The organism is Xanthomonas cassavae CFBP 4642, assembly GCF_000454545.1.
Classification (GTDB): domain Bacteria; phylum Pseudomonadota; class Gammaproteobacteria; order Xanthomonadales; family Xanthomonadaceae; genus Xanthomonas; species Xanthomonas cassavae.
The window spans coordinates 1,510,506-1,528,208 of sequence record NZ_CM002139.1; the positions used below are offsets into that span (position 1 = coordinate 1,510,506).

Below are 17,703 nucleotides of genomic sequence, written 5' to 3' on the forward strand. Positions count from 1 at the left end.
GCCGAGGCGCAAGAAGCCAGCAGAGCCGAAGAGGTTTTCAGTTCGGGCAGTAACGCGCGTCATGGCGAATCGACCGCCCGGAATGCCGCGCGGCACTCCAGGGCGGTGGCAAGCATGTGAACGCCAACTCCAGCGCTGCCTGCTCACTCGGTACGCAGCGCCAATGCCGGCGGCGTGGACAGGATACGCCGGGTGCCGGACCAGCCGGCAAGCAGGCTCAGCGCCAATCCGAAGGCGCCGCCCTGCAGCAGGCGCGGCCAGTCCGGTGCCAGTGCGATCTCGAAGGCTTGCTGGCCCACCACTGCGCCGATCACCGCCGCCGCAGTCACCGCAAGGCCGGCTGCCAGCAGCCCCAGCGCACCGAACTCCACCAGCACCGCACCGCGCAACTGCCCGCGGCGTGCACCCAGCGTGCGCAGCACGGCGCTGTCGTAACGGCGCTCGCCGGCAGTGGCCTGCAAGGCCGCCAGCAGCACCAGCACCCCGGCCAGCAGGCTGAAGCCCATCACCAGCTGTACGGCCTGTGCCACCTGGTCGATCACCTCGCGCACCCGGCCCAGGATGGCATCGATATCCAGCACCGAGATGTTGGGGTAGTCGCGGCTCAGCGAGGCCAGCTTGGGCGCACTGCCGGGCGGCAGGTGGAAGGCGGAAATCAGGTTGTACGGCGCATCGCCCACCGCGCCTTCATTGAGCAGCAGGAAGAAGTTGACCCGGAACGAATCCCAATCGGCCTTGCGGATGCTGGTGACGGTGAAGCTGCGCTGCTGCTCGCCCAGCAGCAGGGTGATGCGGTCGCCGAGCTTGAGCTGATAGCGCTGCGCCCAGCCTTCTTCCACCGAGGCTTCGGCAGCGGTGCTGTCGGCGCTCCAGAACGTGCCCTGCAGCAGTGTATTGGCTGGCGGAAACGCATGCCGCCAGGAGAAATTGACCGGGCGGTTGTCGCCATCGCCATCGTCGGCCGGATCGCGGTCGCCGCGCACCGGCGGTTTGTCGTTGATGGCGACCAGGCGTCCGGTGGAGAACGGCTCCACCGCAGCGCCGTCGACGCCCAATCCGCGCAGCGTCTGCAGCACCGGCTCGGTCTGCTCGGGCTGGATGTTCATCAGGAAATAGTTCGGGGTATCTGCCGGCAGGCGCTCGCGCCATTGGCCGAGCAGGCCGGGGCCGACCACCGCCAGCAGCAACAGCGCGCACAGCGACAGCGACAGGCCGACCAGCTGCACCACGCTCAGGCCGCGCCGGCGGGTGAGCGAGGCCAGGCCCAGTTTCCAGGCGCCGCGCAGGCGGTGCTGGATCGGCCGCAGCAGGGCCAGCAGGCCCAGTCCGAGCAGCATCGCCACCAGCGCCAGCGCGGCCAGGCCGCCCAGCACCCAGCCCGCCAGCACCAGGTTGCCGGTGGCGTAGACGGTGAGCGCCAGGGTTGCGGCCAGCGCAGCGCCGTAGACCAGCAACGAACTCGGCGGCACCGCGGCAAAGCTGCGGTTGAGCACCCGCATCGGCGGCACGTTGCGCAGCCGCAGCAGCGGTGGCAGGCCGAAGCCCAGCAACAGAACCAGGCCGATCCCTGCGCCCGCCAGGGCCGGGGTGGCCTGCGGCAACGGCAGCCGGTTCGGTATCAGACTGCCCAGCGCCTGTACCAGGCCTTCCTGCGCCAGCATGCCCAGGCCGATGCCGACCAGGCAGGCCGGAATCGCGGTCAACAGCAATTGCAGCGACAGCATCGCCAAAATGTCGCGCTGCTTCGCGCCCAGGCAACGCAGCACCGCCACGGTGTCGATGCGCCGCAGCGCAAAGCGGTTGGCCGCCAGCGCGGTCGCCACGCCCGACAGCAGCACGGCGAGCAAGGCCGACAAGGCCAGGAAGCGCCCGGCACGGTCGAACGCCGCGCGCATGCCGCGCTGGGTGTCTTCGATACCGACCAGGCGGTATTCGCTGGCGCGCGGCTTGAGCCAGGCGCGCAGGTCGGCGATGGCATCCGGCGCACCGGCGAACATCAGCCGGTAGGAGGCGCGGCTGCCGGGCCCGAGCAGACCGGCACCTTCGATGTCGGCGCGATTGACCAGCAGCGGCGGCGACAACTGCATCAGCTCGCCGGACGCATCCGGTTCGGCGCGCAGCACGCCGGTGATGGTGAGATGGCCGGCGCCGAACTCGAGCTGTTCGCCTACCCGCAGGCCCAGCGCCTCCAGCAGGCGCGGGTCGGCATAGGCCTGTCCGGGGGGCGGCGCAGTGGCCGGCGAGCCTTCGCTCCCGCGGCCGTCCCTGGACACCAGCAGCTGCCCGCGCAGCGGATAGCCGGCGCCCACGCCACGGATATTGGCCATCTGGCTGGCGTCGTGATGGAACAGCACGCTCGGAAAGCTGACCATGCGCGTACTCTGCAGCCCGCGGCGCTGCGCTTCGGCGGCGAAGTCGGCCGGAATCTCCTGGCGTCCGGTCACGCCAAGGTCGCCACCGAGTACCTCGGCCGCGCTGGAAGTCAGCGCCAGCGTCACCCGGTCCACCAACGTGCCGACGGCAGTCATCACCGCCACGCCCAGCACCAATGCGGCGAACACGGTCAGCAGGTCGCCGGCCAGGAATTCGCGGCGTACCGCGCGCGCCGCCTGCTTAACGACGTTCATGCCGCCCCGCCGGACGCTTGCGCGTGCAGGCGGCCGCCGTCGATGCGGTAGATGTGCCGGCAGCGCTGCGCCAGGGTCATGTCGTGGGTGACCAGCACCAGGGTGGTGTCGCTGGTGGCATTGAGCGCGAACAGCAGGTCGCTGATCTGCGCGCCGGTGGCCTGGTCCAGGCTGCCGGTGGGTTCGTCCGCGAACAGGATGCGCGGGCGCGCCACGAAGGCACGCGCCAGCGCCACGCGCTGCTGCTCGCCGCCGGACAACTGGCGCGGGTAGTGCCGCGCACGCGCGCTCAGGCCCACCGCCTCCAGCACCTCGCGCACCCGCGCCGGGTCTTCGCGCCCGGCCAGCTCCAGCGGCAGTGCGATGTTCTCTTCGGCGGTCAGCGCCGGCAGCAGGTGGAAGCTCTGGAACACGAAGCCCACTTCGCGCGCGCGCAGCGCAGCGCGCGCTTCCTCGTCCAGCTGGCCCAGGTCCTGGCCGGCCAGTGCGATGCTGCCGCGGCTGGGCAGGTCCAGCCCGGCCAGCAGGCCAAGCAGGGTGGTCTTGCCGGAACCGGAGGCGCCAACAATCGCGATACTGTCGCCTTCACTGACCGTCAAGCTGATGTTGTCGAGGATGTGGAGCGTTCCCTCCGGGCCACTGACGGATTTGCCGACCTCGCGAACGTCGATGGCGGTGCGGGTGCTGGAGCGGGGGGCCAGGCTGTCGATGAGGAATCTCCGAATGCGTGAAAGAACACTGCGATATGGCGCGCTGGTCCTGTGGCTGCTGACACTCTCCCTGCTTGCGCCGGGGATTGCCTCTGCCAAAAGTCCGGCGACTGCTGCACCGATCCTGGTGGTGGGCGACAGCCTGAGCGCTGCGCACAACATCCCGGTGCAGTCCGGTTGGGTGACCCTGCTGGACCAGCGCCTGAAGCGTGACATGGCGACGCCACCGGCGGTCGTCAATGCCAGCATCAGCGGCGAGACCACGTCCGGCGCGTTGACCCGGCTGCCCGGCCTGCTGCAGAAGCACGCACCGGGCGTGGTGGTGATCGAGCTGGGCGGCAACGATGCGCTGCGCGGGCTGACTCCGGCCCAGCTGAAGGGCAATCTGGAGAAGATGATCAAGCTCAGCCAGGCGTCCGGTGCCAAGGTGCTGCTGCTGGGCATCGACGTGCCGCCCAATTACGGTCCGGCCTACCGCGAGCGCCTGAAGGCGACCTATGCAGATCTGGCCAGGCAGTACGACACGGCCCTGGTGCCGTTCTTTCTTGAAAAGGTGGCGTTGCAGCAGGGCCTGATGCAGGCCGATGGCCTGCACCCGACCGCGGCCGCCCAGCCCAAGGTGCTGGAGACGGTGTGGCCGGCACTGCGCCCGTTGCTGGGGCATTGATCGGATGAGATGAAACGTTATTCGGCCTTCACGTTACTTGCACCCGCAATCCGGCATGTTTCACAAAGCTGAAGACCGAGGAAAGTCCATGCGTCAGACCAAGGAAACGTCCGGCCTCGTGCTGGTCGTGGAAGACAACCGCAATATCTCCGAAATGATCGGCGAATACCTGGAAGGCCGTGGCTTTGAGGTCGACTACGCCCAGGACGGACTGGACGGCTACCGTCTGGCCGCCGAAAACAGTTACGACGTGGTCGTGCTGGACCTCATGCTGCCACGTCTGGACGGCATCGAAGTGTGTCGCCGCCTGCGTAACGACGCACGCAAGTCCACCCCGGTGCTGATGCTGACCGCCCGCGACACGCTGGACGACAAGCTCACCGGCCTGGGCTTCGGCGCCGACGATTACCTGACCAAGCCGTTCGCGATCCAGGAACTGGAAGCGCGTCTGCGTGCCCTGATCCGCCGCGAGCGTCGCCAGGTGGGCTCGGAAGTGCTCAAGGTCGCCGACCTGGTGCTGGACCCGGTGAGCATGCGCGCCACCCGTGCCGGCACCGAGCTGCAGCTTTCGCCGATCGGCCTGCGCCTGCTGACCATCCTGATGCGCGAATCGCCGCGCGTGGTGACACGCCAGGAAATCGAGCGCGAGATCTGGGGCAATGGCTTGCCGGATTCGGACACCCTGCGCAGCCATCTGTACAACCTGCGCAAGATCATCGACAAGCCGTTCGACCGTCCGCTGCTGCACACCGTGCAGAGTGCCGGCTACCGCATTGCCGACATCGCCCAGCCGATGACCTGATCCTCCGATGACCTGATGTTCCGGCCGGCCGCCGTCAGGTGGCCGGCCGCTCCTGCAGGCGCCCCCGCGCCGCCCGCTCTCCCGTGCCGCTGACTGGCTGCACGACGGAATCACGGAAGCGTTGGCTATAATCCGGCGCTCTCTCCTGGATGCAGCAATGCCACACGGGCTCCCGCGAAAAATACGTCTTGCCTTCCTGTTGCAGGTTGCGCTGGGAAGCCTGGCGATCGTGCTGGGCGGGTACCTGATCTCTTTTGTCATCAAGCACAGCCTGGTGCGCACCGTGCTCGCCGACGAGGCCGTGCATTTCTGGCAGTTGCACAGGAGCGCGCCGGACAACCGGCCGCCGAACACGCGCAATATCCAGGGCTATTTCTCGCCGGCCGGAACTGCGGCCGATGCGGTGCCCGCTGCGCTGCGGCGCCTGTCGCCGGGCTTCAGTGAAGTTGCCGCCGCCGATGCGCTGGTCTATGTGGACCAACGCCCGGAAGGCCGCCTGTATCTGGTGTTCCCGCGCGCGCGCGCGGCGCATCTGGCGCTGTGGTTCGGTATCGTGCCGGCCATCATCGTGCTGCTGGGAATCTACGGCGTCTCGTGGTTCACCTACCGGGTCTCCAAACGCCTGGTGTCGCCGATCAGCTGGCTGGCACGGCGCGTGTCACAGTGGGATCCGCGCAACCCGGATGTGGACGAACTGGCGCCGGAGCGCCTGCCGGCGGAGTTGCAGGGCGAAACCCGGCAGTTGGCGCTTGCGCTGCACGCGCTGGGGCAACGGGTCAGCGAACATGTGGCGCGCGAACGCAACTTCACCCGCGATGCCAGCCATGAGCTGCGCACGCCGCTGACGGTGATCCGGGTGGCCAGCGACATGACCCTGGCCGATGACGATCTGTCGCAACTTACCCAGCGCAGCCTGCGCCGGATCCAGCGCGCCGGCCGCGATATGGAAGCGGTGATCGACGCGTTCCTGATCCTGGCCCGCGAAGCGGAGATCGACCCGCAGAGCGAAACCTTCGATGTGGCCGAACTGGCCAGCGAGGAGGTCGAAAGTGCGCGCGAACTGCTGGGCGACAAGCCGGTGACGCTGCACATGGTCGGCGACCGTCGCCTGCAGATGTTCGCGCCGCCGCGGGTGATGCGGGTGGTGCTGAGCAACCTGCTGCGCAACGCCTGTGCCTATACCGACACCGGCAGCATCGAGATGGAGGTCACCCAGGACCGGATCGTGGTGCGCGATACCGGCATCGGCATGAGTGACGAAGCCCGTGCACGTGCCTTCGAACCATTCTTCCGCGCCGACCCCACACGCCCGCAGGGCACCGGGCTTGGGCTGTCGATCGTGCGCCGGCTGTGCGACCGCTTCGGCTGGCGCATCGAGTTGGAGAGCGAGGCGGGCGTGGGCACGTCGGTGGCGGTGGTGGTGGCTTGAGGCTGGCTGCTGTCGGTTGCTGCAGAGATCGGTGGGTCGCTTCGGAGCCGCACGCAACGGTGCCGCTGCCTGCCTGAATTCGGGTGATGCGTTGGCGAGTGCGTGTGTACCAGTCGCACGGTGGATGCCCATGTGCCGTGCGCGTGCGACGGCACGTACTGCACCAACGAGATTGAACGCCTCGACGCTGCCCACTGCGCAGCGAAGCGTCCTGCGCGATTTCCGCAGCGGCAGCTGCATTGGCAAGGCTGAAGACGGCCACCCAAGCGTGTCGCCGCAACCCGCGCAGCGTGGGCGATCCGGCAACGCTGCGCCGGGTCGATCCATCTGGCGCCTTGGAGCGGCTACCAAAACCGTAGCGAGCGGTCATCAGGTGGGTGCGGACGTCGCGGAGGAACCGGAAGGTACCCGTGGTACATGAGGATTTCGAACACCGGCCGCGCCCGCCTGACGGTGAGCGCAGTAGGTTTGCTGGCTGCTCTTAAGCATTCACTCCAGTAGCGGTGCCACCACCTTGCGCCACAGCGCATAACCGTCGGCGGTCATGTGCAGCATGTCCTCGCGGAACAGCTGCGGCCGTGGCTTGCCGCTGGCATCGAGCATCGGTGCATAGACATCCACGTAATCGGTTCGCGGAACCGCCGCCAGGGCATCCTTGATCAGGCGATTGGCGGCAATGACCGACGGCAGCAGTTGCGCGCGCGAGGGGCTGGGCTTGATCGACAGATAGCTGATGCGGGTGTCCGGCAAGTCGCGGCGGATGCGCGTGACGAAGGCCACCACGTCGTCGCGCACCTGCTCGGGCGTGCGTCCGCTGTTGAGATCGTTGTCGCCGGCATATAGCACCACTTGGCGCGGCGCGTAGGGAATCACGATGCGGTCGGCGTACCAGGTGCTGTCGCGCACCTCCGAGCCGCCAAAGCCACGGTTGATCACCGGCTTGCCGGGAAAGTCCCTGGCCAGCGTGTCCCAGAAGCGGATCGAAGAACTGCCGACGAACACGATGCCGTATTTGGGTGGCGGCTGGCGCGCATCGCTGGCGGCGAAGCGCTGCATGTCCTGCTCCCAGGCCGCGTTGGAAACCTGCGCAGGGATCACGGGCGCGGCGTGCGGAGCCTGGGCGATGGCCTGGCTGGAGACCAGCACAAGCGCGCACAGCAGTGCGCGTAAGCGATGTGGGAGCATAAGAATCCTGCAACGATGGAACGGGCCTGGCATGGTGCAGCAGTCCGCAAGCTGAGGGCAAACCGGGCGGTGGCTGGCGATGCGCCGCGTCACGGTGCAAGATGCGCACCTTCCCCAGCAGCGACCACGCCATGCGTTCTTCCTGTCCCCAGATCCGCCCTTGCGGCCGGACGTCCTGACGCATGGCCGATCAACTGGGGCACGTGCCGCGCGGCCCGCGCCGCATGCTCAAGGCGGCGATCTGGTCGTGGCAAGGCCTGCGCGCGGCATGGCTGCACGAATCTTCGTTCCGGCTCGAAGTCTGCCTGGCGGCGGTGATGGCGCCACTGGGCGTGTGGCTGGGACAGACGCCGCTGGAGCGCATCGCGTTGATCGCTCCGTTGTTGATCGTGCTGGCGGCCGAGCTGCTGAATTCCGCCATCGAAGCGGTGATCGAACGCTATGGCCCTGAGCATCACGTGCTGGCCGGCCGCGCCAAGGACATGGGCTCTGCAGCGGTGTTCCTGCTGTTGCTCAACGTGCTGCTGTGCTGGGGGCTGGTGCTGCTGCCGCGCGTGTTCTGAGTGGCTCGTTGTCAGTCGCCGGCGCGTGCATGCGGGCTTGACCTGGCGCGTGGCATGCTGCTGCCCTCTTTCAACGGAATCGCCTGCATGTCTGTCCTGATGCGCGCCCTGGTGTTGCTGATCCTGACCGTCGGCCTGTCCGGCTGCGGCTACAACACCATCCAGCAGAAAGAGGAGGGAGTGAAGGCGGGTTGGTCGGAAGTGCTCAACCAATATCAGCGCCGCGCCGACCTGATTCCCAACCTGGTGCGCACCGTGCAGGGATATGCGCAGCAGGAACGTCAGGTGCTGACCGAAGTGACCAACGCGCGTGCACGCGTGGGGCAGATCCGGGTCAATGCCGACGATGACGCATCGCTCAAGCAGTTCCAGCAGGCGCAGGGGGAGCTGGGCAGTGCGTTGTCGCGCTTGCTGGTGGTCAGCGAGAACTATCCGCAGCTGAAGTCCGACCAATCCTTCCGCGATCTGCAGGTGCAGCTGGAAGGTACCGAGAACCGCATTACCGTGGCGCGCGGTCGTTACATCCAGACCGTGCAGGACTACAACACCTATATCCGCTCGTTTCCGCAGGTGGTGACGGCCAAGATTTTCGGATATCAGCCCAAGCCGAATTTCAGCGTGGAAAACGAAGCGCAGATCTCGCGCGCGCCGCAGGTGGACTTCGTTAATCAGCCTGCACCGCAGCAACAGCCTGCATCGCAGCCTGCGCAGTAATCAGCAGCCCGCTCCCCTCGGGAGAGGGGTTGGGGTGAGGCTATGGCGCGAAGCTTCTGTGTTTTCCAACGGCACGTGGCTTCGCTCGCACCCTCATCCGCCTTCGGGGCACCTTCTCCCCCATGAAGGAGGACAATGTCCCGGTGGGAGAAGGGAAAGACTGAATGTCAGTACGCATCCGGTAGGAGTTGGCAATGCGGCGAACGTTGTTGGGAATGGTGTGGATGGTGGCGTTGCTGTTGCTGCCGGCGTCGCTGCTGGCGCAGGAGCTGGCGGCCATTCCGCCGCTGCGTTCGCCGGTGGTCGATGTCACCGGCACCCTGGATGCCGCGCAGATCCAGCAGCTGGAGCAACAGGCGCTGGCGTTGCAGCAGCGCAAGGGTGCGCAGTTGCAGATCCTGATCGTGCCGAGCACGCAACCGGAGACGATCGAGCAATACACCCAGCGCGTTTTCGACGCCTGGAAGATCGGGCGCAAGGGCGTCGACGATGGCGTGCTGCTGCTGGTGGCCACGGATGACCGCCGCGTGCGCATCCAGCCCGGCTACGGCCTGGAAGGTGCCATCCCCGATATCGTGGCCAATCGCGTCATCCAGGAATACCTGGCGCCGCGCTTCCGCGAGGGCGACTACGGCGGCGGTATCGGCGACGCCACTGCAACGCTGGCTGGCCTGATCGAGGGCCAAGCGCTGCCACTGCCGGTCAGCGGGCACCAGGGCGGTGCCGGTCGGGGCGCCGGCGGCGGTGGCTGGATCATGGCGCTGTTCATCGGCTTCGTGGTCGCGATGGTGGCGCGCGGCATCCTGGGCGCCTTGCCACGCCCGGTGCGCGCGGTATTGACCGCCATTGCGGCCGGTGGCGCGGCGTTGCTGTTCACGTCCCTGCTGCTGGCCAGCGCCGGTGCCGCAGTCATCGGGTTGCTGGCCGGGCTGGCCTCGGGGTCGCCGGGGCGCTTTGTCGGCGGCGGTGGTTGGGGTGGCGGTGGCTTTGGAGGATTCGGGGGCGGTGGCCGCGGTGGTTTTGGCGGCGGCGGCTGGGGCGGCGGTGGCGGATCATCGGGAGGCGGTGGCGCCTCGGGGAGCTGGTAATGCGGTGGCTCAGGCATGTCTTCGCGCCCTCGGCGCAACGCAGATTTCCAGCGTCCTGCATGGAGACGATCGCCGCAGCGGTGGCCGACAGCGAGCGCAGCCACACCGGGCAGATCATGGTGGCGGTCGAGGCGGACCTGCCGCTCGCCGCGCTGTGGCGCCGGTACAGCGCACGGCACAGCGCCGAACAGGCCTTCGCGCAGCTGCGCACCTGGGATACGGAGGCCAACAACGGCGTGCTGATCTATCTGCTGCTGGCCGACCACGCCATCGAAGTGGTGGCCGACCGTGGCCTGCGTCGCCGGGTGCCGGATGCCCAATGGGCCGAGGTGTGCCGGCGCATGCAGCAGTTCCTGCGCGAGGAGCAGTACGAGGTGGCGGTACTGGCAGGCATCGAGGCGGTGACCGAGCTGCTGGTCGCCCACTTCCCGCGCGGCGCGGACACCCCGCATGAAGACGAGCTGCCCAACCGGCCACAGCGTTTAGGCTGAGGGCGCCCGAGGTGTCAGAATAGCCGCCTCGCTCTACGTGATCCGCGGTCCGCATGATCTATCTGCACGCCATCGACCCCATCGCCTTCTCGCTTGGCCCGGTGCAGGTGCACTGGTATGGCTTGATGTACCTGGCCGCCTTCTTCTCGGCCTGGGCGCTGGGGCGCTCGCGCATCCTGCGCGGCCGCTTGCCGGGCGTGGACATGGACGGTTTCTCCGACCTGCTGTTCTACGGCATGCTCGGTGTGGTGCTGGGCGGGCGTATCGGCTACATGCTGTTCTATGCGTTCGACACCTTCCTGGCGAACCCGCTGATCCTGTTCAAGGTGTGGGAGGGCGGCATGAGCTTCCACGGTGGCCTGCTCGGCGTGCTGTTCGCCTGCTGGCTGTGGGCGCGCCGCCATTGCCTGCACTTCTTAGACGTGATGGATTTTGTCGCGCCGCTGGTTCCGCTGGGCCTCGGGTTCGGGAGGCTCGGCAATTTTGTCGGCGGCGAGCTGTGGGGCAAGTTCACCCAGGCCGGTTGGGGCGTGCTCTTTCCGCATGCACCGGAGCTGGCCGACATCGCGCCAGCACAGATCCAGGCGCAATACGCCACCGGGGCGCTGGATCGGTTCGCGCGTCATCCATCGCAGTTGTATGAAGCGGCGTTGGAAGGCGTGGTGATGTTCGTGGTGCTGTGGGCATTCTCGATGAAGCCGCGCGCCCGCTATGCGGTGTCGGGCGTGTTTGCGTTGCTGTACGGCGTGTTCCGCTTCATCGTGGAATTCGTGCGGGTGCCGGATGCGCCGATCGGCTACCTGGCCTTCAACTGGCTGACCATGGGTCAGATTCTGAGCCTGCCGCTGATCGCCGTGGGGCTGGTGCTGCTGGCGATGTCGCGCCGCGCCCCGGTGTTGCAGCCGGTGCTGCCGGCTGCCGTCACCGTGGAGGCGGCCAAGTGAAGCCGTACCTGGACCTGCTGCAGCATGTGCTGGAGCACGGCGCCGAGAAGTCCGACCGCACCGGCACCGGCACGCGCAGCGTGTTTGGCTGGCAGATGCGCTTCGACCTTACTGCCGGGTTTCCGCTGGTCACCACCAAGAAACTGCACCTGCGCTCGATCGTCCACGAGCTGCTGTGGTTCCTGCAGGGCGACACCAATATCGGGTATTTGAAGGACAACCAGATCCGCATCTGGGACGAATGGGCCGACGCCAATGGCGATCTCGGCCCGGTGTACGGCAAGCAGTGGCGGCGCTGGACCGGCCAGGACGGCGTCGAGATCGACCAGATGCAGTGGCTGGTGGACGAAATCAAGCGCAACCCGGACTCGCGTCGGCTAGTGATCAGCGCCTGGAACGTAGGCGAGCTGCCGCAGATGGCGCTGATGCCCTGCCATAGCCTGTTCCAGTTCTATGTGGTCGACGGCAAGCTCAGCTGCCAGCTGTACCAACGCAGCGGCGACATCTTCCTGGGTGTTCCGTTCAACATCGCCAGTTATGCGTTGCTCACGCACATGGTGGCGCAGGCCACCGGCCTGGGCGTGGGCGATTTCGTGCACACGCTGGGCGATGCGCATCTGTATGCGAACCACTTCGACCAGGCGCGCGAACAGCTGGCCCGCACCCCGCGCGCGTTGCCGACCCTGCGCCTGAATCCGCAAGTGACCGACCTGTTCGCGTTCCGCTTCGAAGACATCGCCATCGACGGCTATGACCCGCATCCGGCGATCAAGGCGCCGGTGGCGGTATGAATGGCCGGGACCCGGGTCCCCGCTCCCGGCTCTCCATCACTCTGATCGTCGCCTTCGACCGCAACAACGCCATCGGTCGCGACAACGATTTGCCGTGGAAGCTTCCGGATGATCTCAAGCGTTTCAAGGCGCTGACGCTGGGCAAGCCGATCCTGATGGGGCGCAAGACGGCGCAATCGCTGGGGCGTGCACTGCCGGGGCGTCTGAACCTGGTGCTGACGCGGTCCGGACAGGTGCCCTTTGCCGGCATGCAGGCGGTGGCGTCGGTGGAGCAGGCGCTGGAGTGTGCCGAACACGCTGGTGCGCAGGAGCTGTGCGTGATCGGTGGTGGCGAGGTCTATCGGCTGACGATGGAACGCGCCGATCTGTTGGCTGTCACCGAGGTGGACACTGCGGTCGAATATGCCGATACGCACTATCCGCCGATCGATCCGGCGGTGTGGGTGGCGGTGCAGCGCGAAGAACATGCAGCCGATGCGCGCCACGCGTTTGCATTTTCTTACGTGGATTATCGGCGCCGCTGAGTCGCCGGACCCTGGTTGGCGAACTTGCCAGGCCACAGTGCAAGGCAGCGCGGCAACCGTGGTTTGCCCGGCGCCTCACTCGGTACGCTTGTTTACCACCAGCTCGCCCAGTTCGATCAGGCGCGCACGCACGATGTTGCGGCTCAGTCCGAGCAACGCAGCGGTCCTGACCTGGTTATGGTGGCAATGCCGGTAGGCAGCGCGTAACAGCTGCGCTTCGACGGTGGCATGCAGCGCGCCGTCGTTGCTTTCGAACAAGCTGTCGAAGGCGCGTGCGAGCAGGGCCGCAGCATCGGGCTGCGTCTCGTTGGTGGACTGGGTGGGCAAGCGCAGCTGCGACAGCCGGATATCGTCGGCGCGCACCACAGCGTCGCGGTGGATCAGCAAGGTATGGTGGATGACATTTTCCAGTTCGCGGATATTGCCCGGCCACGGGTGCTGCACCAGGCGCTGCTCGGCCTCCGGGCTGATCGTCACCTGGCCATGGCCCAGGCGCTGGCTGTAGATCTGCACGAAATGGCGGATCAACGGCGGAATGTCGCCGGGCCGTTCGCGCAGCGGCTTGAGTTCCACGCCCACTACGTTGAGCCGGTAGAACAGGTCCTGGCGGAACTGCCCCTGGCCGATGGCCTGGTCCAGCGGCACGTTGGTTGCAGCCAGCACCCTGACATCGATCGGAACACTGCGGCGCGAGCCCAGGCGCACCACTTCGCGCTCCTGCAACACGCGCAACAGCTTGACCTGGATCGGCATCGGCAGATCGCCGATCTCGTCGAGAAACAGGGTGCCGCCATTGGCTTCCTCGAACCAGCCGGCCTTGGCGCTGAGCGCGCCGGTGAATGCGCCTTTCTCATGCCCGAACAATTCCGCGTCCACCAGCGATTCGCTGAAGGCCCCGCAATTGACGGCCACGAACGGATGCTGCGCACGCGCGCTGAGGGTATGGAGATGGCGTGCCACCAACTCCTTGCCGGTGCCGGACTCGCCAATGATCAGCACGCTGGCTTCGCTGGGCGCCACGCGTTCCAGGTGCGTCAGCAACGCCTGCGATGCCGGGTCTTCGAACACGTGCGCAGCGGCGGTCCTGCCGTTGCCGGCAGCGACGCGTTGTGGCACCGAAGGCAGGGTCAACAGGCGAAAATCGGACATGGGCCGGATGCGAAGTGGGAGAAGAGGGAGCAACGCAGCACCGAGATGCGCGGGCGAACTCGCTGTGGTGCCAACGCCGCCACGGCGATTCATGAGTAGAAGCTGGGCGTGGGAGGCTGCCGCCGTAGCGCCCATTCGCCGAGTTCGCGCACCTTGTAGTCGACCGGATCGTGCAGGGTGTGGGTACGCAGATTGCGCCAGTAACGGTCCAGACGCAGCGCTGCATGGGTGGCGCGCGCGCCGGTGACATCGAACAGTTTGCTGCTGACATCCAGCCCCACACGCGTGGTGGCGACCTTGGCGGCGGCGATTGCCAGGGCCACCTGCGCGCGTTCGTCGCCGGTGAGCGCGTGTTCCTTGCGCCAGGCGGCGTCGAGCAGATCGGCGGCGCGCCCGGCCAGCAGGCGCGCGCTTTCCAGCCCCAGCCAGAACTCGCCGTAATGGGCCAGGATGTAGGGATCGTCGCTGGCCCGCTCGACTCCGGACCGATGCCAGGGCCGCGTTTCGGTCGAGGTGTAGCTGCGCGCCTCTTCGAATGCGCCTTCGGCAATGCCGAGGAAGACATGCGCAAACAGCAGTTGCGCAAGCAGCGGACGCAGGCACGCCAATGGCGTGCTCAGCGGGCCTGGATCCAGCAGCAGCTCGTTTTCTTCTACCCGTACGCGCTCGAAGGTGGTGCTGCCGCTGTCGGTCTGGCGTTGGCCGATGTTGTCCCAATCGTGGCCGAGCGTGATGCCGCTGCGTGCGGTGGGGACTGCGCCGATCAACAGCTTGCCGCTGCGTTCGTCCAGTGCGGAGGCGATCAGCATCTGCGAGTCGAGAGCGCCGGAACAAAAACTCTTCTTGCCGGAAAATTCGCGCCAGCCCTCGTAGTGCACGGCGATGGTGCGCGTATCCAGGGGATTGAGCGCATTGCCCCAGAACCACTGCTTGCGCGCGGTCTGCTCCAGCCAGGGCTGCCATTGCGCCGGCTGGCCGAACAGCCGCACCGTGGCCAGCATCAGGTGATGGAAGCCGAAGACGTGCGCGATCGAACTGTCGGCCCTGGCGAATTCGCGCACGATGGTCAGCACCTCGCTCCAGCTGGCGCCAAGACCGCCGTACTGCACCGGGATGCTCAAGCCCAGCAGGCCGCTGGCACGCAATGCATCGCGTTCTGCCTTTGGGGTGCCGCCACGCGCATCGCGTTCGATCGCCGTGGCAGCGAAGTCGCTGGCCAGACGCCGGGCCGTGTGCAGCGGGTTCAACACGGTGGGTTGCAGTTGCTGGCTGGTCATGCGCGATAGCCTCGTTCGGGTCGCAGGGAGATGATCGATGCACGGCGGGGACAGGCGCCGCAGGTGCATGCCGGTTGGCAGTGCTGTGTGTCTGCATGCAACTGCCCATGCCTACACTGCATGGATGTCGTGCAGCGCGGCCAGCAGCTCCTGGCGCGCCTCACGCAGCGCCGCCTCATGCGCGTTGCGATCGCGTGGCCGCGGCGTGTCCAGCGCCTGCGCATGCACGATGGAACCGGGCTGGCCGCCGATCACGAGGACGCGGTCGCTCAGGTACACCGCTTCCTCGATATCGTGCGTCACCAGCAGCACGGTGAAGCCGTGCTCGCCGGCCAGGCGCAGCAGCAGCTCCTGCAGCCGGATGCGGGTGAAGGCATCCACCGCGCTGAAGGGTTCGTCCAGCAACAGCACCTGCGGTTGCCGGTACAAGCCCCGCGCCAGGGCCACCCGCTGCGCCTGGCCGCCGGAGAGTTGCTTGGGCAGCGCCTGCGCGTGGTCGAGCAGGCCGACCTCGGCCAGCAACTGCTGCACGCGCGGCGATTGCCGCGCTGCCGCCGGCGAAACGCCAGTGTCGTCGGCGAAGGCGACATTGGCCGCCACGTCCAGCCAGGGCAGCAGGCGCGGCTCCTGGAAGATGAAGCCGATACGGCGGTCGACCCCCTGCACGCGGCTGCCGTCCAGCACTACCTCGCCGCCGTAGTCGCGCTCCAGGCCGGCGACGATGCGTAACAAGGTGCTCTTGCCGCAACCGCTGGGTCCGATCAGGCTCAGGATTTCGCCCGGTGCCACGCGCAGCTCGATGTCCTGCAACACGCTGCGTGCACCGAAGCGTTTGTTCGCCACCCGGATCTGCAGGCCGGCACTCATGCCGCGTGCGCCGCGTGTGGGTGGGCGCGGCGGTTCTGCAGGTTGTCGCGCCAGTGCAGCGTGCGGGTTTCCAGTGCCTTGAGCACGCTGTCGCTGAGCTTGCCGAGCAGGGCCAGCAACACGATGGCGGCAATGACGATGTCCGGCCGCGAGGTCTCGCGCCCGTCGCTCAGCAGATAACCCAGCCCGCGCGTGGCTGCGATCAGTTCGGCGGCCACCAGAAACATCCAGGCCAGGCTCAGGCTGGTACGCAGCCCGGTGAAGATGGATGGCAGCGCGGCCGGCAGCAGGATCCGTTGCACCATGCGCACCCGGGACAGGCCATAGGTCTCGCCCAGCTCGATCAGCGTGCGGTCGACCTGGCGCAGGCCATTGGCCACGCCCAGATACATCGGGAAGAACGCACCGATCGCGATCAAGGTGATCTTCGGCGCTTCATCGATGCCCATCCATAGCAACAACAACGGCACCCAGGCCAGGCTGGGCACCGCGCGCAGCGCCTGGAAGCTGGGATCCAGCAAGCGCTCCAGCCAGCGATTCAAGCCGACGCCGATGCCGATCGCCAGTCCCAGACCGACACTCAGCGCAAAGCCCACCAGCACCCGCAGCACGCTGGCGCCCAGATGGCCGGCCAGTCCCCGGCCGGCTTCGTCTGCCAGCGTGGTCAGGATCTGGCTGGGAGGCGGCAGCAAGTAGCGTGGCGTCCACCCCAACGCCGAGCACACTTCCAATGCTGCGAAGAAGCCGACCGGCAGCACCAGGCCCAGGCTGCCGGCAGGCAGCCGCCAGCGCCGCCGCAGGCGCATGGAGGATGGCAGGGCGCGCGACAGGCGAAGCGAGATCTGATTCATCGTGGCGGTCATCCCTGCGCCACGCGTGCGCGCGTGGCATAGCGTGGATCGATCAATGCGCCCAGTACCTGGGGCAGGTCGGTTCCCGGTCGCACCAGGCCTTCTTCGAGCAAGACCGGCGCGGCGCTGCGCAAGGCCGCCAGTTGCTCGGCGCCGATCAACGGCCGGCTGAGATCGGTGCGCTGCAACTGCAGTTGCGCCACCGGCACCGAAAGACGTGCCTGCTCGGCGATCAGGCTGGCCAAGGCGTCCGGATGCGTGATTGCCCAACGACGCGCCTTTTCATAGGCCTGCAGCACCAGTGGAATCTGCTCGGGGTAGGCGGCAGCGAATTTTTCGCTGGTATTCAAGAAGCCGTACGAATTGAAGGCGACGTTGCGATAGAGCAGCCGCGAGCCGGCCTCGAGCTGGCTGGCGGCCATATGCGGGTCCAGTCCGGCCCAGGCATCGACATTGCCGCGCTCCAGTGCAATACGCCCATCCGGATGCTGCAGATGGACGATGTCGACATCGTCCCGGTGCAAGCCGACTTCGCGCAGCGCACGCAGCAGGAACAGGTACGCATCGGTACCCTTGGTGGCGGCCACCCGCTTGCCCTTGAGTTCGGCCACGCGCTGGATCTTCGATTGCTTGCCGACGACCAGGGCGACCCATTCCGGGTGCGAGGACACATAGACCGCCTTGACCGGATTGCCGTTGGCGCGCCCCAGCAGCGCGGCCAGGCCGGCGGTGCTGCCGAAATCGATGCTGTTGCCGGCCAGATACTCCAGTGCGCGATTGCTGCCGGCCGATAACACCCAGGTGACCTCGGTGCCCTGCGGCTTGAGCGCTGCTTCCAGCCAGCCGAAGCGCTTGAGCACCAGCGAGGTGGGCGAGTAGTAGGCGTAATCCATGCGCAGGCGTTCGGGGACGGCAATCCTGCGCGGTGTATCCGCCGCGCTGGACAACAGCGGCGGGGCACCGAGCGCGACTCCGGCCAGCGTTCCGAGTTTGAGCAGGTTGCGTCGTTTCATGGGGGCTCCTC

The 17,703-nt window shown here is 67.1% G+C and carries 18 protein-coding genes and 1 other RNA gene; 10 read left to right on the forward strand and 9 right to left on the reverse strand.

Going from position 1 to position 17,703, the window contains the following annotated elements; translation table 11 throughout:
- Positions 1-143: 143 nt before the first annotated feature.
- Positions 144-2,627 (reverse strand): ABC transporter permease, encoded by a 2,484-nt coding sequence (locus XCSCFBP4642_RS0106600; RefSeq protein ID WP_029219110.1) that lies wholly within the window; start codon positions 2,625-2,627, stop codon positions 144-146.
- Positions 2,624-3,226: an ABC transporter ATP-binding protein gene (locus XCSCFBP4642_RS0106605; protein WP_029219111.1), complete on the reverse strand. Its 603-nt coding sequence runs from the start codon at positions 3,224-3,226 to the stop codon at positions 2,624-2,626. Before XCSCFBP4642_RS0106605 ends, XCSCFBP4642_RS0106600 begins: the two co-directional genes overlap by 4 nt.
- A gap of 109 nt (positions 3,227-3,335) precedes the next feature.
- Here XCSCFBP4642_RS0106605 and XCSCFBP4642_RS0106610 point away from each other — a divergent pair, with 109 nt between their 5' ends.
- The 3 genes from XCSCFBP4642_RS0106610 (at position 3,336) to XCSCFBP4642_RS0106620 (ending at position 6,235) form a co-directional block, all read left to right on the forward strand.
- Entirely contained in the window at positions 3,336-4,004 is a 669-nt protein-coding gene (locus tag XCSCFBP4642_RS0106610; RefSeq protein ID WP_029219112.1) for an arylesterase, read from the forward strand.
- Positions 4,005-4,092: 88 nt separating this feature from the next.
- Positions 4,093-4,806, forward strand: a complete 714-nt coding sequence (locus XCSCFBP4642_RS0106615; protein ID WP_005408123.1) for a response regulator transcription factor — start codon at positions 4,093-4,095, stop codon at positions 4,804-4,806.
- 157 nt (positions 4,807-4,963) lie between these two features.
- The gene (locus XCSCFBP4642_RS0106620; protein ID WP_029219113.1) at positions 4,964-6,235 is read left to right on the forward strand and encodes a sensor histidine kinase; all 1,272 of its coding nucleotides are present in this window, start codon (positions 4,964-4,966) and stop codon (positions 6,233-6,235) included.
- A 342-nt stretch (positions 6,236-6,577) separates the two neighbouring features.
- Here the strand turns inward: XCSCFBP4642_RS0106620 and XCSCFBP4642_RS26570 are convergent.
- Positions 6,578-6,654: non-coding RNA, sX9 sRNA (locus XCSCFBP4642_RS26570), on the reverse strand.
- 70 nt (positions 6,655-6,724) lie between these two features.
- Positions 6,725-7,420 (reverse strand): SGNH/GDSL hydrolase family protein, encoded by a 696-nt coding sequence (locus XCSCFBP4642_RS0106625; protein ID WP_029219114.1) that lies wholly within the window; start codon positions 7,418-7,420, stop codon positions 6,725-6,727.
- Between the two features lie 182 nt (positions 7,421-7,602).
- Between XCSCFBP4642_RS0106625 and XCSCFBP4642_RS0106630 the strand changes: the two genes are divergently transcribed.
- From XCSCFBP4642_RS0106630 to XCSCFBP4642_RS0106660, 7 genes are all read left to right on the forward strand, one after another.
- Entirely contained in the window at positions 7,603-7,983 is a 381-nt protein-coding gene (locus XCSCFBP4642_RS0106630) for a diacylglycerol kinase (protein ID WP_029219115.1), read from the forward strand.
- An 87-nt stretch (positions 7,984-8,070) separates the two neighbouring features.
- Positions 8,071-8,697, forward strand: a complete 627-nt coding sequence (locus XCSCFBP4642_RS0106635; protein ID WP_029219116.1) for a LemA family protein — start codon at positions 8,071-8,073, stop codon at positions 8,695-8,697.
- Positions 8,698-8,891: 194 nt separating this feature from the next.
- Positions 8,892-9,785 carry a TPM domain-containing protein gene (locus XCSCFBP4642_RS0106640; RefSeq protein WP_029219117.1) on the forward strand — a complete coding sequence of 298 codons (894 nt, stop codon included), beginning with the start codon at positions 8,892-8,894 and terminating at the stop codon, positions 9,783-9,785.
- Positions 9,785-10,276: a TPM domain-containing protein gene (locus XCSCFBP4642_RS0106645; protein WP_029219118.1), complete on the forward strand. Its 492-nt coding sequence runs from the start codon at positions 9,785-9,787 to the stop codon at positions 10,274-10,276. Before XCSCFBP4642_RS0106640 ends, XCSCFBP4642_RS0106645 begins: the two co-directional genes overlap by 1 nt.
- A 53-nt stretch (positions 10,277-10,329) precedes the next feature.
- Entirely contained in the window at positions 10,330-11,220 is an 891-nt protein-coding gene (lgt, locus tag XCSCFBP4642_RS0106650) for a prolipoprotein diacylglyceryl transferase (protein ID WP_029219119.1), read from the forward strand.
- The gene (locus XCSCFBP4642_RS0106655; protein WP_029219120.1) at positions 11,217-12,011 is read left to right on the forward strand and encodes a thymidylate synthase; all 795 of its coding nucleotides are present in this window, start codon (positions 11,217-11,219) and stop codon (positions 12,009-12,011) included. Before lgt ends, XCSCFBP4642_RS0106655 begins: the two co-directional genes overlap by 4 nt.
- Entirely contained in the window at positions 12,008-12,535 is a 528-nt protein-coding gene (locus XCSCFBP4642_RS0106660; RefSeq protein ID WP_029219121.1) for a dihydrofolate reductase, read from the forward strand. The genes XCSCFBP4642_RS0106655 and XCSCFBP4642_RS0106660 overlap by 4 nt, the downstream gene beginning before the upstream one ends.
- Before the next feature lie 75 nt (positions 12,536-12,610).
- On the opposite strand, the gene XCSCFBP4642_RS0106665 is transcribed toward XCSCFBP4642_RS0106660, so the two are convergent.
- From XCSCFBP4642_RS0106665 to XCSCFBP4642_RS0106685, 5 genes are all read right to left on the reverse strand, one after another.
- Positions 12,611-13,684, reverse strand: a complete 1,074-nt coding sequence (locus XCSCFBP4642_RS0106665; RefSeq protein WP_029219122.1) for a sigma-54 interaction domain-containing protein — start codon at positions 13,682-13,684, stop codon at positions 12,611-12,613.
- Positions 13,685-13,773: 89 nt separating this feature from the next.
- Entirely contained in the window at positions 13,774-14,961 is a 1,188-nt protein-coding gene (locus XCSCFBP4642_RS0106670) for an acyl-CoA dehydrogenase family protein (RefSeq protein ID WP_029219123.1), read from the reverse strand.
- A gap of 111 nt (positions 14,962-15,072) precedes the next feature.
- A complete protein-coding gene (locus XCSCFBP4642_RS0106675) occupies positions 15,073-15,828 on the reverse strand; it encodes an ABC transporter ATP-binding protein (protein ID WP_029219124.1) in 756 nt (251 codons plus the stop codon).
- The gene (locus tag XCSCFBP4642_RS0106680; RefSeq protein WP_029219125.1) at positions 15,825-16,679 is read right to left on the reverse strand and encodes an ABC transporter permease; all 855 of its coding nucleotides are present in this window, start codon (positions 16,677-16,679) and stop codon (positions 15,825-15,827) included. Before XCSCFBP4642_RS0106680 ends, XCSCFBP4642_RS0106675 begins: the two co-directional genes overlap by 4 nt.
- Before the next feature lie 8 nt (positions 16,680-16,687).
- Positions 16,688-17,692: an aliphatic sulfonate ABC transporter substrate-binding protein gene (locus XCSCFBP4642_RS0106685; RefSeq protein WP_029219126.1), complete on the reverse strand. Its 1,005-nt coding sequence runs from the start codon at positions 17,690-17,692 to the stop codon at positions 16,688-16,690.
- Positions 17,693-17,703 lie beyond the last annotated feature (11 nt).

Coding starts and splice junctions, on each gene's coding strand:
- XCSCFBP4642_RS0106660 (WP_029219121.1), top strand. CDS start 12,008: ATGAATGGCCGGGACCCGGGTCCCCGCTCCCGGCTCTCCATCACTCTG.
- XCSCFBP4642_RS0106615 (WP_005408123.1), top strand. CDS start 4,093: ATGCGTCAGACCAAGGAAACGTCCGGCCTCGTGCTGGTCGTGGAAGAC.
- XCSCFBP4642_RS0106670 (WP_029219123.1), bottom strand. CDS start 14,961: ATGACCAGCCAGCAACTGCAACCCACCGTGTTGAACCCGCTGCACACG.
- XCSCFBP4642_RS0106610 (WP_029219112.1), top strand. CDS start 3,336: ATGAGGAATCTCCGAATGCGTGAAAGAACACTGCGATATGGCGCGCTG.
- XCSCFBP4642_RS0106635 (WP_029219116.1), top strand. CDS start 8,071: ATGTCTGTCCTGATGCGCGCCCTGGTGTTGCTGATCCTGACCGTCGGC.
- XCSCFBP4642_RS0106685 (WP_029219126.1), bottom strand. CDS start 17,692: ATGAAACGACGCAACCTGCTCAAACTCGGAACGCTGGCCGGAGTCGCG.
- XCSCFBP4642_RS0106640 (WP_029219117.1), top strand. CDS start 8,892: ATGCGGCGAACGTTGTTGGGAATGGTGTGGATGGTGGCGTTGCTGTTG.
- XCSCFBP4642_RS0106630 (WP_029219115.1), top strand. CDS start 7,603: ATGGCCGATCAACTGGGGCACGTGCCGCGCGGCCCGCGCCGCATGCTC.
- XCSCFBP4642_RS0106675 (WP_029219124.1), bottom strand. CDS start 15,828: ATGAGTGCCGGCCTGCAGATCCGGGTGGCGAACAAACGCTTCGGTGCA.
- XCSCFBP4642_RS0106625 (WP_029219114.1), bottom strand. CDS start 7,420: ATGCTCCCACATCGCTTACGCGCACTGCTGTGCGCGCTTGTGCTGGTC.
- XCSCFBP4642_RS0106620 (WP_029219113.1), top strand. CDS start 4,964: ATGCCACACGGGCTCCCGCGAAAAATACGTCTTGCCTTCCTGTTGCAG.
- XCSCFBP4642_RS0106600 (WP_029219110.1), bottom strand. CDS start 2,627: ATGAACGTCGTTAAGCAGGCGGCGCGCGCGGTACGCCGCGAATTCCTG.
- XCSCFBP4642_RS0106645 (WP_029219118.1), top strand. CDS start 9,785: ATGCGGTGGCTCAGGCATGTCTTCGCGCCCTCGGCGCAACGCAGATTT.
- XCSCFBP4642_RS0106665 (WP_029219122.1), bottom strand. CDS start 13,684: ATGTCCGATTTTCGCCTGTTGACCCTGCCTTCGGTGCCACAACGCGTC.
- lgt (WP_029219119.1), top strand. CDS start 10,330: ATGATCTATCTGCACGCCATCGACCCCATCGCCTTCTCGCTTGGCCCG.
- XCSCFBP4642_RS0106680 (WP_029219125.1), bottom strand. CDS start 16,679: ATGAATCAGATCTCGCTTCGCCTGTCGCGCGCCCTGCCATCCTCCATG.